Source organism: Actinoallomurus oryzae (genome assembly GCF_039541955.1).
Taxonomy (GTDB): Bacteria; Actinomycetota; Actinomycetes; order Streptosporangiales; family Streptosporangiaceae; genus Actinoallomurus; species Actinoallomurus oryzae.
Window position 1 is genome coordinate 105,764 of sequence record NZ_BAABHF010000067.1, and the last position, 14,487, is coordinate 120,250.

At 73.7% G+C, this 14,487-nt stretch carries 5 protein-coding genes; all 5 read left to right on the forward strand.

The annotated features are described in order from the left end of the window. The first annotated feature begins 3 nt into the window (after positions 1-3). The 5 genes from ABEA10_RS48930 (at position 4) to ABEA10_RS48950 (ending at position 14,373) form a co-directional block, all read left to right on the forward strand. Positions 4-9,006 (forward strand): SDR family NAD(P)-dependent oxidoreductase, encoded by a 9,003-nt coding sequence (locus tag ABEA10_RS48930; protein ID WP_345475566.1) that lies wholly within the window; start codon positions 4-6, stop codon positions 9,004-9,006. A gap of 14 nt (positions 9,007-9,020) precedes the next feature. Continuing rightward, positions 9,021-11,480 carry a beta-ketoacyl synthase N-terminal-like domain-containing protein gene (locus tag ABEA10_RS48935; RefSeq protein WP_345475567.1) on the forward strand — a complete coding sequence of 820 codons (2,460 nt, stop codon included), beginning with the start codon at positions 9,021-9,023 and terminating at the stop codon, positions 11,478-11,480. After that, positions 11,477-12,334: a thioesterase II family protein gene (locus ABEA10_RS48940; protein ID WP_345475568.1), complete on the forward strand. Its 858-nt coding sequence runs from the start codon at positions 11,477-11,479 to the stop codon at positions 12,332-12,334. The genes ABEA10_RS48935 and ABEA10_RS48940 overlap by 4 nt, the downstream gene beginning before the upstream one ends. Continuing rightward, a complete protein-coding gene (locus ABEA10_RS48945) occupies positions 12,331-12,924 on the forward strand; it encodes a flavin reductase family protein (protein ID WP_345475569.1) in 594 nt (197 codons plus the stop codon). Before ABEA10_RS48940 ends, ABEA10_RS48945 begins: the two co-directional genes overlap by 4 nt. Before the next feature lie 111 nt (positions 12,925-13,035). Beyond that, entirely contained in the window at positions 13,036-14,373 is a 1,338-nt protein-coding gene (locus ABEA10_RS48950) for an FAD-dependent oxidoreductase (protein ID WP_345475570.1), read from the forward strand. The last annotated feature ends 114 nt before the right edge of the window (positions 14,374-14,487 follow it).

The window sequence follows — 14,487 nt, forward strand, 5'->3', positions numbered from 1 at the left end:
TGCATGGAAGATATGAGCCTCACCGACGGGAAACAGACTCCTCTCACGCGGGCGCTCGAGACGATCCGGTCGTTGCGGCAGCGGCTGGACGAGCAGGAGGGGAACCAGCCGATCGCCGTCATCGGCACCGGGCTGCGCCTCCCGGGCGGTATCGAGGACCTCGACGCGTACTGGGAGGCGCTGGCGGAGGGCCGTGACCTGGTGCGCCCGATGCCGGAGGCGCGTAAGGGGCCGTTCGCCGACGCCTGGGCGACCCTGCCGCAGCGGGGTGGCTTTCTCGACGAGGTGCTGGACTTCGACGCCGCGTTCTTCGGCATCAGCCCCCGCGAGGCGCGCGGGCTCGACCCACAGCACCGGCTCCTCCTGGAGGTCACCTGGGAGGCGCTGGAGGACGCGGCGCTGCCCCCGGGCCGGCTCGCCGGCGCCCAGACCGGCCTCTACCTCGGCATCATGTGGCAGGACTACCGCGAGTGGCTGACCGGGGACCCGGACGCGTACTGGACGACCGGCAACGGCCACAACTTCGCGGCCGGCCGCATCGCCTACACCCTCGGCTTCACCGGACCGGCCATGGCGGTCGACACGGCGTGCTCCTCCTCCCTCGTCGCGGCGCACCTCGCCGTCCAGGCGCTTCGCCGGGGCGAGTGCGAGACGGCGGTCGCGGCGGGGGTGAACCTCATCATGTCCCCCCGCTCGACCCGTCTCGTGCAGGAGACGCGGTCGTTGTCGCCCGACGGCCTGTGCCGGACCTTCGACGCTCGCGCCAACGGGTTCACCCGCGGTGAGGGCTGCGGCGCGCTCGTGCTCAAGCGGCTCGACCACGCGTTGCGCGACGGCGACCGCGTGCACGCCGTGATCCACGGCTCGGCGGTCAACCAGGACGGGAGGTCGGGCGGGTTCACCGCGCCGAACGTCCTGTCCCAGGTGGCGCTGCTCGAACAGGCGATGGCCGACGCCGGTGTCGAGCCCGCCGACATCGGATACGTCGAGACCCACGGCACCGGTACGTCCCTCGGCGATCCCATCGAGATGGAGGCGCTGGCGACCGCGATCGGCCGGCGCAACGGCGGCGCGCCCCTCCTGACCGGCGCGGTCAAGACGAACTTCGGGCATCTGGAGTCGGCGGCCGGTGTCGCCGGGCTCCTCAAGGCGATCCTCTGCCTGCGCCACCGCGCGGCGCCGCCGGTCGTGCACTTTCGCGTCCTCAACCCCCGCATCGACCTGTCCGGCACCGCGATCGGGGTTCCGGCCGAGCTGACGGACTGGGATTCGGCGGGTGGACGCTACGCGGGCGTCAGCTCGTTCGGCATGAGCGGCACCAACGCGCACCTGATCCTCGCCGCGCCCGACCCCGGTGACGCCACCGTCTCGGGCACCGGGCCGGAGCGGATGGACGGATTCGAGGTCTCCGCCAAGACCCCTGAGGCCCTCCGCGCGATGGCCGGCCGTTACGCCGAACGGGTGGCCCGGATCGGCCCGGACGACTACGCGGCGTTCGCCTACACGGTCACCCGGGGACGCGCCCGGCACGACGTCCGGGCGCGCGTCACGGCGGCGAACCCCGCCGACGCGGCCGCGGCGCTGCGGTCGCTGGCCGCGGGAACGCCGTCCGCGGCCGTCACGATCGGCCCCGGCGATGAGGACGGCGGACCGGCGGCGGACCTGCCCCGCCGGATCATCGACCTGCCGGCCTATCCGTGGCAGCGCGTCCGGCACGCGCCCGGCCATGTCGCGGTGGAACCGGCGGCGCCGGTGGCGTACGAGCTGGCGTGGGAGACCGCACCGTCGGCTCCGGCACCGGCCGCGGCGGCCGACGGCGGCCCGCTGGTCATCGCGGGCGACGACGACGAACTTGTCGGTCTGCTGGTCGGCGAGGCCGTGGCGTTGGGGCGGACCGGGACGGTGCTCGGCGGCGGCCCCACGGCCGTCCCGGCGGGCTGGCGGCGCCTCGAAGCGCCGGACGGCGCCGAGGGCTGGCGCGGGTTCTGGGAGACGCACGCCGCCGGCGGACGGACCACGCTGATCCTGACCATTAAGGCGGCTCCGCTCTCGGACGCCGCGGCCGGCCACGCCTCCCCGGCGGCCGTCACAGCGGCGCTCTGCTCCGCGGTGACGGCGGCGGTCAGCGCCGCGGCCGATGCCGGCGGGCCGTACGCGCGCGTGTTCCTGGTCACGCGCGCGGCCCGCCGCGTCGGCGACGGCGACACCGCGATCACGGTCGGCCACGGGGCCCTGCACGGCCTGGCGCCCGTGCTCGGCCTGGAGGCCGGCGGCGCCTGGGGCGGTGTGATCGACCTTCCGGGGGAACCGACGGCCGAGGACACGCGGGCGCTGCTGGCCTTCGTCGCCGCCGCGTCCGGCATCGACCCACCGGCGGCCGGCGAGGACCTGGTGGCCGTCCGCGGAGGCCGGGTGCTCGCGGCGCGGCTGCGCGCCGCGAGCGGGCACCGGCCGGAGCTTCCCGTGCGGGGCGACGCCACCTATGTCGTCACGGGCGGGCTCGGGGCGGTCGGGCGCGAGATCACCGCCGATCTGGTTCGCCGCGGAGCCCGTCACCTGCTGCTGATCGGGCGCCGCGCCCCGGAGACCCTGGACACGGACACCACCGCGTTCCTGGCCCGGCTGCGCGAGCCGGGAGCACACGTCGTGTACCGGGGCGGCGGCTGCGAGACACCGCAAGCGCTCGCCGAGGCCCGCGCCTGCCTCACGGAGATGCCGCCGGTACGTGGCGTCGTCCACGCCGCGGGGGTGGCGGACCCTGTTCCGCTGTCCCGGCTGACCGCCGCCGACTTCGAGTCCGCGCTGCTCGGCAAGTTCGCCGGTGCCTGGTGGCTGCACGAGGCCGCGCGCGACTGGCCGCTGGACTTCTTCGTTCTGGTCTCGTCCGTCTCGGCGGTCTGGGGGACCGAGGGACAGGGCGCCTACTCCGCCGCGAACGGAGCGCTGGACGCCCTCGCGGCTCACCGCCGGTCGCTGGGGCTTCCGGCGGTGAGCATCGCGTACGGCCCGTGGGCGCTGGCCGGCGCCGGGATGGCCGACGACGCGTCACTGCGCCGATACGACCGGATCGGCGTCGGCGCGCTGAGCGCCGAACAGGGCCGCGCGGCACTGACCGCGCGGGCCGCCGGCCCTGCCGGACACGTGATCGCCTGCCTGCTGGACCTCCCGCGGTTCACCGGCGTGATGGCGGCGGTACGGCGGCGCGGCCTGTACGCCGGTGTGGTCACGGAGGACACCGCCGGGGCCGTGGAGCCGGCGCGCGGTGAGGCGTCGCTCGCCGCGGAGCTGGCGGAGCTCCCGGAGCGCAGCCGTCCCGCGGCGGCTCGTTCGCACGTACGGCGCATGGTGGCGGAGCAACTGGGCCACACCGACGCGTCCGCGGTCGCCGAGGACACCGGGTTCATGGACCTGGGCATCGACTCGATCATGGCAGTCGATCTCGTCGGCCGGCTGTCCGCCGCGTTCGGCGTGGACCTGCAGGCCGCCGATGTCTTCGACCATCCGACAGTGGCCGAGCTGACGGCGTTCATCCTGGCCCGGCCCGTGGCCGCGGAGGCGGATCGCGTGGCGGGCGGTACGGGGCGGCCGGTCGGTCACCGCCCGCGGCCCGTTCCGCGCGCGGCGGACCGGCCGGCGGGCGGGCCGGCGACCGGTGAGGGAACGGGCGACGGCCCGGGTGAACCGATCGCGATCGTCGGCATGGCCGGCCGGTTCCCCGGCGCGGACTCCGTCGACGAGCTGTGGAACCTGCTGCGCGGCGGCGAAGACGGTGTCACGGCCATGCCGCGGGACCGCCGGGACACGATGCTCTTCACCGAGGACGCGCGGCGAACCGGCCGGATGACGACCGACCAGGGCGGCTTCCTCCGCCACATCGACCGTTTCGACGCCGCGTTCTTCGACATCCCGGTACGTGAGGCCGACGACCTGGACCCACAGCAGCGGCTGCTGCTCATGTCGGCGTGGCACGCCCTGGAAGACGGCGGCATCGACCCTCACGGCCTGAAAGGCTCGCGTACCGGCGTCTTCGTGGGTGTCAGCTACAGCGACTACGCGCGGATCCTCGCCCGCGGCGGGCCCGAGCACATCGACGCCTACTACAGCACGGGCACCGCGCTGAACGCGGCCGCCGGCCGCATCGCCTACCTGCTGGGACTCGGCGGACCGGCGGTCGCGGTGGACACCGCCTGCTCCTCGTCGCTGGTGGCCCTGCACCTGGCCGTCAGATCCCTGCGCGGGGGCGAGACCGACGCGGTGCTGGCGGGCGGTGTCAACATCATCCTCGACCCGACGTCGTCGGTGGCCGTGAGCCGGGCCCACATGCTCTCGCCCGACGGCCGGTGCAAGGCGTTCTCCGCCGACGCGAACGGCTTCGTCCGCGCGGAGGGCTGTGGCGTGCTGGTCCTCAAGCGGCTGTCGGACGCCCGGCGCGACGGAGACCGGGTACTGGCCGTGATCCTCGGCAGCGGCGTCAACCAGGACGGCGCCTCGTCGGGCCTGACGGCGCCCAGCGGCACCGCGCAGGAGGCACTGCTCCGCGCCGCCCTGGCCGACGCCGGCGTGACCGGACGGGACGTGTCCTACCTCGAGGCGCACGGCACCGGGACCTCCCTCGGGGACCCGGTCGAGATCGGCGCGGCGTGGCGCGTGCTGGGAGAGGGCCGGCGGCCGGACGAAACGCTGCGCATCGGGTCGGTGAAGAGCAACGTCGGTCACTGCGAGTCCGCGGCGGGCGTCGTGGCCGTGATCAAGACGATCCTCGCGATGCGTCACGAGATGATCCCCGCCAACCTTCACTTCCGCGAACCCAACCCGCATGTGGCCTGGTCCGCCATGAACGTCGAGGTCGTCGCGGCGCCGACGCCGTGGCCGGCCGGCGGCGGACGGCGCATCGCGGGCGTGTCCGGCTTCGGCTTCACCGGGACCAACGCCCACCTCGTCCTTGCGGCGCCGGCGGAGGACCCGGGCGGCCGCGAACCCGGCGCGGACGCCCCCGACGGACCCCACCTGATCACGCTGTCCGCGCCCGACGCGGAGGGGCTGGCCAGGCTGTCGGACGTGTGGGCGGACCGGCTGAAGACCTCCTCCGACGATGAGCTCGGCGCCCTGGCCGCCGTCTCGGCCGTGGGGCGTGCCCACTTCCCGTACCGCCGCGCCCTGCTGGGCACGACGCGGGACGCGCTGCTGACCGGTCTGGCCGCACCGGCGCCCAAGGGGCCCGCCACCGGCGCCCCGCGCGTCGCGTTCCTGTTCGCCGGGCAGGGCAGCCAGTACTTCGGCATGGCCCGCGAGCTCTATGAGACCGAACCCGTCTTCCGCGACGCCTTCGAGCGCTGCGACCGGACGCTCACACCCCTGCTCGGCGCGTCGCTCGCCGAGCTGACGTTGTACGGCGACGATCCGGCGGTGATCGACGAGACGCGGGTCACCCAGCCGGCACTCGTCACCCTGGAGATCGCGCTCGCCGCCCTCTGGGAGTCCTGGGGCGTCACCCCGGCCGTCGTGATGGGGCACAGCGTCGGGGAGATCGCCGCCGCGATCCACGCCGGTGTGCTGGACGTGGAGGCGGGCCTCAGGCTGATCGCGGAGCGGGCGCGGCTGATGCAGGCGACCGAACGCGGGGCCATGGTGTCGGTCGTGGCCTCCGAGGAGGACGTCGCCGGCTGGATCGCGGACCGCGACCTGGACGTCGCCGCGGTGAACGGGCCCGGCTCGACCGTGGTGTCCGGTCCGTCCGAGGCGATCGCGGCGTTCGTGGAACGGCTGAAGGAGCGGAAGGTCCGGCACCGCCGGCTCAGCGTGTCGCACGCGTTCCACTCCCGGCTGCTGGGCCCGATGCTGGAGGAGTTCACGGCGGCCGTCGCCGCGCTGGAGATGCGCGCGCCGCAGGTGCCGATCATCTCGAACCTGACCGGGCGGCTCGTCGAGCCCGGAGAGTACGACGCGGCGTACTGGGCGAGCCACGCCCGGAACCCGGTGCGGTTCCACGACGGGGCGCGGCGGCTGGGCGACCTCGACATCGACGTCTGCCTGGAGATCGGCCCGGACCGGACCCTCATCAACCTGGTGAAGGCCGCCGAACTCACGCCCCGCGGCGGCCTCGTCTCCTCGCTGCGCCGCCGGTCGAGCGATCGGGCCGCCATGATCACCGCGGTGTCCGCACTGTACGAGCAGGGGCAGGACTTCGCCTGGCAGCGCATCCATCCGCGGGCGGGCGGGGACCGTCCGCCGGCACCGCTGTACCCGTTCGCCGAGATCCGGCACTGGAGCGACGTGCCGTGGCATGCGTCGTCCGGCGCGGTCCGGCGTGCGGCGTGGGGCACGGAACTGCGTTCGCCCGGGCTGCGCGGCCGGGTGTTCGCCACCGAGCGCAGCACCGACTTCCCCGCCCACCTCACCGACCACCGGCTCTTCGGCACCGTGTCGGTGCCGGGTGCGTCCCAGACGGCGACCGTGCTGTCGGCTCTCGGCGCCGACGGATCACCGCTCGTCCTGGAGGACCTGCACTTCCCGCGCGCGCTCGTCCTGCACGAGGGCGAGCGCTACGAAATGCAGATCATCGACGCGATACAGGACCACGGCGCGCGTACGGTGAGCGTGCAGAGCCTCATCGACCCGGACACGAACCGCTGGCAGGAGCATCTGGCCGCCCGGGTGGTCCCGCCGGACCCGGCGGCGTCCTGGCCCGTGCCGGACGCCGGCGCGTTCGTCGGCGGCGCGGAGCGCCACCTGTCCGGCGACGACTTCTACCAGCACCTGCGGACGCTCGGTTACCACCTCGGCCCGTCGTTCCGCTGGATCCGCGAGGTCTGGATCCGCGGGGACGAGGCGCTGGTCCGGTACGCCGAGCCGCCGGAGATGAACGAGGACCCGGCCGGATACGAGATTCACCCCGGCCTGCTGGACTCGGTGCTGCAGAGCACGGTCGCCTTCGCGGTCGGCCTGCCCGGAAGCGAGGCGGCGGAGCAGGGGGCCCTGGGCATCCCGTTCGCGGCGGCACGGCTCGCCTTCCCCGGGCGCCCCGTGCCCGGCCGTGAGCTGTGGGGCCACGTGCGGGCCACCCGCCAGGACCGGGAGTCCGATGACCTGCTGCACATCGACGCCGCGGACCTCCACCTCTTCTATCCGGGCGGCGCGACCGTCCTGGCCGTGGAGGGCTTCCGGTTCCGGAGGGCTCCCCGCGCGCTGTTGCAACGGTCCTTGCGGGAGAGCACCGTGCACGCCTACACGTTGTCGTGGACTCCGCGGCGGCCGGCAGCGGATGCGGCGGAGGCGGTGGCCGGGCACCGGCGGCACGTCGCGGTCATCGACCGCGACGGCGGTTCCGCGGGTTTGCGCCGCGCGCTCGAATCCACGGGCCATCGCGTCACGGCCGCGGCGGCCGGCGAACTCGGCGATGAGGTCCCCGACCTGATCGTCGACGCGTCTTTCGCCGATGCGGACGCGAGCACGCCCGACGATGCGCTGGCCTCGGTCATCGCCCTCGCCGAGCGACTCCGCGAGGTCCCGCGCGAGGTTCCCTACGCCGTGCTGTGCGCGGGCGACGAACACGCGGCGCCGGTACGCGAGTCGCTGTACGGCCTGCTGACCGCACTGGAGACCGAGCAGGCGGATCGCCGGCTGCTGCGCGTCACACTCGCCGGTGGATGGGACGACGCCACGCTCGCGCGAGCGCTGCTCGGCTCCCTCGACGAGGGCGTTCCCGAGACACGGCTGAAGATCGGCGCCGGCGAGGTCCAGGTGGCACGGCTCAGCGCCGCCGACCGGTCCGACGCCGCCGAAGACACCGTCATCGGTGAGGGTGCCGCTCTGATCACCGGCGGTCTCGGCGCGCTCGGCCTCAGCGTCGCCGCCTTTCTCGCCCGCAAGGGCGTTCGGTCGATCGCGCTGATGGGGCGTTCGGCACCCGACGAGGCCGCCCGGAAGGTCATCCGCGAACTGACCGAGCTCGGAGTGCGCGTCCACGTGGTACGCGGCGACGTCACCGCGCCGCAGACGTGCCGGCGGGCCGTGGCCGAGGCAGGGCGCGACCAGCCGCTTCGCACCGTCCTGCACCTGGCCGGGGTCAACGACGACCACGCCTTCGACGCCCTCACTCCCGCGGCGTTCGAGACGGTGTTCGCGGCCAAGGCGCGCGGCGCCGCGGCCCTGGCCGCGGAGCTGCGCGACCACGAGCTGGACGCGTTCGTGCTGTTCTCCTCCGCATCGAGCGTGCTGGGGACCGCGGGACAGGCCAACTACGCGGCCGCGAACGGCTACCTCGACGGCCTCGCCGAGTCACTGCGCGCCCGTGGTCTTCCGGCGACGAGCATCGACTGGGGCGCGTGGATCCCGCGGGTCAAGGGCGGCATGGCGGCCTCGTCGGCGGTGGAGCGGGCGATCGAGCGGATGGGCACCCGCGCCCTGACCGACGAGGAGGCCGAGGAACTGCTGGGGCTCGCCGTCGACGGCGGCCACACCCGGCTCGTGGCCGTGGCGCTCGACGCGGAACGGTACCTCGCCAACGCGGCCGGCCATCCCCGCGCGGAGTTGCTCGCGGAGCTGGGCGTGAAGAGGGAGGGGCCATCCGAGCCGGAGCCGGACGGGCGGCCGCGCGGCTGGCTGGCCGATGGGCTGGCCGGCACCGATCCGGTGGACCGCGACGACCGGCTCCGCGACGCGGTGCGCGACATGGTGGCCGGCGTTCTCGGCGCCCCGGCGCCGGCAGAGGACGACGTCGGGTTCAGCGAGCTCGGACTGGACTCGATCATGGTGATCGACCTGCGCACCCGGCTGGCCCACGCGCTCGGCGCGGACCTGCCCGCCACGGTGGCGCTCGACCATCCCACCGTCGGACAGCTCGCCACCCATGTCACCGGGCTGCTGTTCGGCGAGGAGCCCGGACCGGCCGGCGAGAACGACGTGACCGGCCGGGGCGGTGCGGGCGACGAAGACGGCGCGGCGGACCCGGCCGACCTGTCCTTCGACGAGCTCGTCGAGGCCGTGCGGGCAGACCTCACATCCTAGAAATGAGAGTGGACATGGTGGACTCCCCGGAGATTCGCAGGCTGCTGGAGGACCAGCTCCGGCTGTCCCAGCGGCTGAAGGCACGGATCCGGGAGCTGGAGGGCGCCCGGCACGCACCGATCGCCGTGGTCGGCATGGGCCTGCGGTTTCCTCCCGACCTCGACTCCCCGGACCGGTACTGGGACTTCCTGCGCGGCGAGGAGACCGCGGTGTCGGAGATCCCGGGCGACCGCCCCGGCCTGCGCGCGGTCTACGACCCGGTCGTCGGCCGGCCGGGCCGCTCGTACGTCGACCGCGGTGGCTTCATCTCCGACATCGCGCACTTCGACGCGGAGTTCTTCGGCATCACCCATCGGGAGGCCAAACTGCTCGATCCGCAGCAGCGGATGCTTCTGGAGACCGCCTGGGAGGCCCTCGAGCGCGGGGGCGTCGCCGTACGGCGGTCCGAGCGGCTGAACGTCGGCGTCTACCTGGGCATGATGGCGTCGGAGTACAGCGAGCGGCTGGAGGACTCCTCACGGACCCGCATCGACCCGTACTACACGACCGGCGGTGGTCTGTGCTTCGGCGCCGGGCGCATCAGCCACGTGATGGACTTCTCCGGGCCCGTGGTGAGCGTCGACACCGCGTGCTCGTCCTCACTCACCGCGTTGCACCTCGCGGTGCGCGGCCTGCGCAACGGGGACTGCCGCTACGCCCTCGTGTGCGGGTCGAACCTTCTGCTGTCCGCGAACCTCATGGTGTCGCTGTGCCAGACCCGGGCGCTGTCGCCGGCGGGCCGGTGCAAGTCGTTCCTCGCGTCCGCGGACGGGTACGGGCGGGCGGAGGGCGTCGGTGCGGTGCTGCTGATGCGCCTCGACGACGCCGAGCGCGGCGGGCATCCGATCCTCGCCGTCGTCCGCGGCACGGCCGCCAACCACGACGGGGCGGCGTCCGGGCTGACCGCACCCAACGGCCCCGCCCAGCAGGAGGTCATCAGGGCGGCGCTCGCCGACGCACGCGTGGATCCGGCGGACATCGGCTGGATCGAGGCTCACGGCACCGGTACGGCGCTCGGCGATCCCATCGAGATCGGCGCCATCGACGGCGCCGTCGGCGATGCCATCCGGGCACGGGGCGTGCCGCTCGCGCTGGGAAGCGTGAAGGCCAGGCTCAACCACATGGAAGCGGCCTCAGGCCTCGCGGCGCTGGCGAAGACGGTGCTGATGCTGCGGCACGGCGAGATTCCCGCCGCCGCGTCGGAGGCGGACGGCGACCTCAACCCCCACATTCCCTGGGACCGGATGAACTTCACGGTGCCGCGTCGCAACGGGCCCTGGCCGCGATCGCTGCCGCGCAGGATCGCGTCCGTCAACTCGTTCGGCATGAGCGGGACCAACGTGCACGCGGTGCTGGAGGCGTACGAGCCGGACGAGGCGGAGGAGGCGGCGGCGCTCTCCACCGGCCCCCGGCGGGAACTGCTGACCCTGTCCGCGAAGAGCCCGGAGGCGCTGGCGGACCTCGCCGGAGCCGTCGGTGCGTACCTGAACAAGGCCGAGCCGGCGGAGATGCCCTCCGTCTGCCACACGCTGAGGGCCGGGCGGGCGGTCTTCGCCCACCGCCTCGCGGTCACCGGGACCACGCCGGCGGAACTGGCCGAACGCCTCGCGGAGGAGGCGGCTCGCCGACCCCTGACCCCGGTGACGCCGGTGCGCTCGGCGACGCTGTGGCTTCCGGGCGACGGTGAGGACACGGGCCCGCTCGCCCGCGCGGTCGCCGCGCTCGCCGACGCGTTCCCCGGACTGCGCCCCGCCCTCGACGGGGCGCCGGACTCGCCGGGGGACCGGCTCACGCGCCTCCTCGGCCGGATCGGCGTACGGGTACGGCGGCGATCGGGCGGGCCGGCGGGCGCGGGGACCGTACGGCTCGAGTGGCGGTCCGAGCGCGACGGCGGCACGCGCTCGGTGCCGTTGGTCGGCGACGCTCCCGAGCAGGCGCCCGAGCTGCTCCTCGATGCGCTCGCCGCCTGGTTCGCCGGTGGCGGCGATCCGCGTCTGGACGCGCTGCGGGCACCGGGCGCGCGGCTGGTCGCGGACCTGCCCACCTATCCGTTCCGCCGCGTCCGGTTCTGGATCGACGAACCGCTGGAGCCCTCCGCCGGCGCGGCCGACGGCACGGCCACCGCCGAGGCGGACGACACCGGACGACCGGCACCGCCGGACCCGCACGACCGGGACGGCATGCGCGGGTATCTCCTGGCCGTGCTCAGGGACGTCCTGGACGCGCCGGACGAGGTCGATCCCGGCCTGTCCCTGCTGGAGATCGGCGGTGACTCGTTCATCTTCACCCTCTACCTCACGAAGGTGGAGGAGCATTTCCAGACGGGCACGCCGCCGGAGGACCTGCCCATCGACATCCCCGTGGCGCAGCTGGTCGAGCGCCTCATCGACCACATCGCCGAGATGGCGGCCGTACCGGCGGAGAGCCGGGCGTGAGCGGCGCGACCGGCGCCGGCGCGGCGCGGCCCCCGGGTATCCGGCCGCGGCCGGTGGACGATCCGGATCTGCGCCTCCTGGTCTTCCACCACGCGGGGGGCTCGGCCGCCGCGTACTACCCGCTGGCGCGTGACCTTCCGAGGACGTGGGACCTGGTGCTGGTCGATCTGCCCGGCCGGGGCAAGCGCCACCGGTCGCCGCCGATCACGGACATGGCCGAGCTCGTCCCCGTCGCCGCCGAGGACGTCCTCGCCTGGTCCGGCCCTCCGATCGCGCTGTTCGGGCACAGCCTCGGCGCGACCGTCGCCGCCGAGGCCGCCCGGTCCGTGATCGACCACGTCGATCTGCGCTGGGTGGGAGTCTCGGCGCGCCCCGCCCCGGACCACCGGGTGCGTACGACGCTGGACCGGCCGGATCTGCCCGACGACGAGCTGATGCGGGAGCTGGCCCGGACCGGGAGCGTGCCCGGCCGGATCGACGAGGTGCCGGACTTTCGCGATCGCTTCGTCCGGCTCGTCCGTGGCGACCTGCGGGCGCTCGGGTCTTACCGTCCGGCCCACGATCGGACCCCGCTGCCGGCGGCCGTGACGGCGTTCGGGGGCACGAAGGATCCGCTGGCGCCACCCGCCTCTCTCGCGGCGTGGGCGAGTGAGACGACGGGCCCGTTCCGCTGGCGCCTGTTCGCCGGGAGGCACTTCTACTTCCTGGGCACCGCCTTCCCGGCGCTCGGCCGGGCGGTCCGGGAGGAGATCCAGCGTTCGCTGGCACGTCGTTCCCGCACGCCGGTCCGGGCACTCGGGGCGAGCGGGACCCGCCGGCCGGCATTCCTTTCCCAGGAGGCGACACGATCATGACCACCCACGAGCGGGTGCCGCGCGCCGGTGAACTGCCGGGTGCCGCCCTCACCAACGGCGAGCCGGAAGAGCCGGTCGACATCCGTCCCCTCTGGGCGGGGTTCCCGACGGGTGTGTCGGTCGTCACGACCATGGACGGCGACGGCCGGCCCTGGGGCATGACCTGCACGTCACTGTGCAGCGTGTCACTGGATCCGCCGATCCTGCTGATCTGCCTGAGGTGCGGCAGCCCGACCCTGCGGGCCGTCCAGGAATGTGGCCTCTTCGCCGTCAACCTCCTGCACGACGAGGCGAAGGCCACGGCCGAGCTGTTCTCCTCCGGGGTCGCGGACCGGTTCGACCACATCCAGTGGCATGTGACGGAGTACACCGCCGGGCCGCACCTGCTCAACTCCGCGCACACCATCGCGGACTGCACGGTCACCGACAACAGCGTCGTCGGGGACCATGCGGTGATCATGGGGCGGATCCGGGGGATCACCCGGGTGGGCGCGCACCGGCCCCTGCTGTACGGGCTGCGCCGCTACGCGACCTGGCGCGACGCCGTCGCGGGAAGCGCCGTCTACTACGAGTACGACTTCATCTCCTGACGCCTGTTCCGGATCCGGCGCAGCCCGAGCAACACGGGAGAAGACGATCGCGCACGGTCCGACCAGGCTCGATACGAGAGACACACCGAAAGCCGGAATCGAGGAGAGGCCATGGGAAGGATCGGTGGGCACGCCGTCGTGATCGGTGCGTCCGTGGGCGGGCTCGTGGCCGGCAAGGTGCTGTCCGACAGGTTCGAGCAGGTGACGGTCGTCGACCGTGACACGCTGCCGACCGCGTCGGAGGATCGGCGTGGCGTCCCGCAGAGTCCGCACGCGCACGCCCTGCTGATCCGTGGCCGTATGGCCCTCGAGAAGCTGTTCCCCGGCCTGTTCGACGAGCTGGTGAGGGGCGGTGCGGTTCCGTTCGACCCGGGGAAGGACCTGCTCTTCCATCAGATGGGAGCCCTGCGGGTGCGCTTCCCCAGCGGCATGCTCGGTACGAGCCTCACCCGCGCGTTCCTGGAGACGACGATACGAGGCCGGGTGGCCGCGCTGCCCAACGTCCGGATCAACGATCAGACCTCCGTTGACGGCCTGATGGGCGTCAACGGACGCGTCACCGGCGTCGAACTGCACGGAGACGAGTTCCTTTCCGCCGACCTCGTGGTCGATGCGACCGGGCGCAGCGGTACCCGGAGCGACCCCTGGCTCGACCGGCTCGGCTGCCCCGCCCCCGAGATCACGACCGTCAAGATCGACGTGGGCTACACGACGCGGCTGTTCCACCGGGAGCCCGGCGACCTCCCCGGCGGCGCGCTGCTGTACCTGTGCTCGGCGGTGCCCCCGTACGACAAGCGGGCCGCCGCGGCGTTCGCGGTGGAGGGCGACCGCTGGGTGGTCACACTCGGCGGCTGGCACCGTGCCCACGCTCCCGTCGATTCCACCGGCTATGCCGAGTTCGCCGACGGGCTGCCCTTTCCCCACCTGGCCGACCTCGTCAACACGGCGAAGCCGGTCGATGACGCCGACGCCCGTAAGTTCCACTACCCGATGGCGCGCCGGCGGTCGTTCGAGAAACTGCGCAAGCTGCCCGCGGGATACGTCGCACTCGGCGACGCGATCTGCAGTTTCAACCCGCTCTACGGACAGGGCATGACGGTCGCGACTCTGGAGGCCATCGCGCTCGGACGGTGCCTCGACCACTACGGCGTCGCGTCCGCGGAGATGGCCGGCGACTACTACCGGCTGGCCGGGAAGGTCATCGACGTGCCGTGGCAGATGTCGACGGGCAGTGACTTCGCCTACCCCGAGACCGCCGGCCCGCGACCGTTCGGCATCGACCTGCTCAACCGCTACGTGCGGCAGGTCATGCTCGCCAGCCATGTGTCCCCGGCCGTGCACAGGGCGATCCTCGACGTCCAGCACCTGATGGCACCGCCGTCGGTCCTGTTCCGGCCACGGACCGTCGCCCGTACGCTGCTGGCCGCCCGCCGGTCACCGGCCCGCTGAGGCCGAGATTCGCACGAAGCACAGCAATTTGCGCGAAGACGGCTCGCCTCGGCGTTGCGAGGATGAGCAGATCACCGACCGGCCAGAACCGCCCTGCACGGCCACGCCACCGGC

Bases quoted from the DNA above. Each gene is read 5' to 3' on its own strand.
- ABEA10_RS48950 (WP_345475570.1), top strand. From the start codon at position 13,036: ATGGGAAGGATCGGTGGGCACGCCGTCGTGATCGGTGCGTCCGTGGGC.
- ABEA10_RS48930 (WP_345475566.1), top strand. From the start codon at position 4: ATGGAAGATATGAGCCTCACCGACGGGAAACAGACTCCTCTCACGCGG.
- ABEA10_RS48945 (WP_345475569.1), top strand. From the start codon at position 12,331: ATGACCACCCACGAGCGGGTGCCGCGCGCCGGTGAACTGCCGGGTGCC.
- ABEA10_RS48935 (WP_345475567.1), top strand. From the start codon at position 9,021: ATGGTGGACTCCCCGGAGATTCGCAGGCTGCTGGAGGACCAGCTCCGG.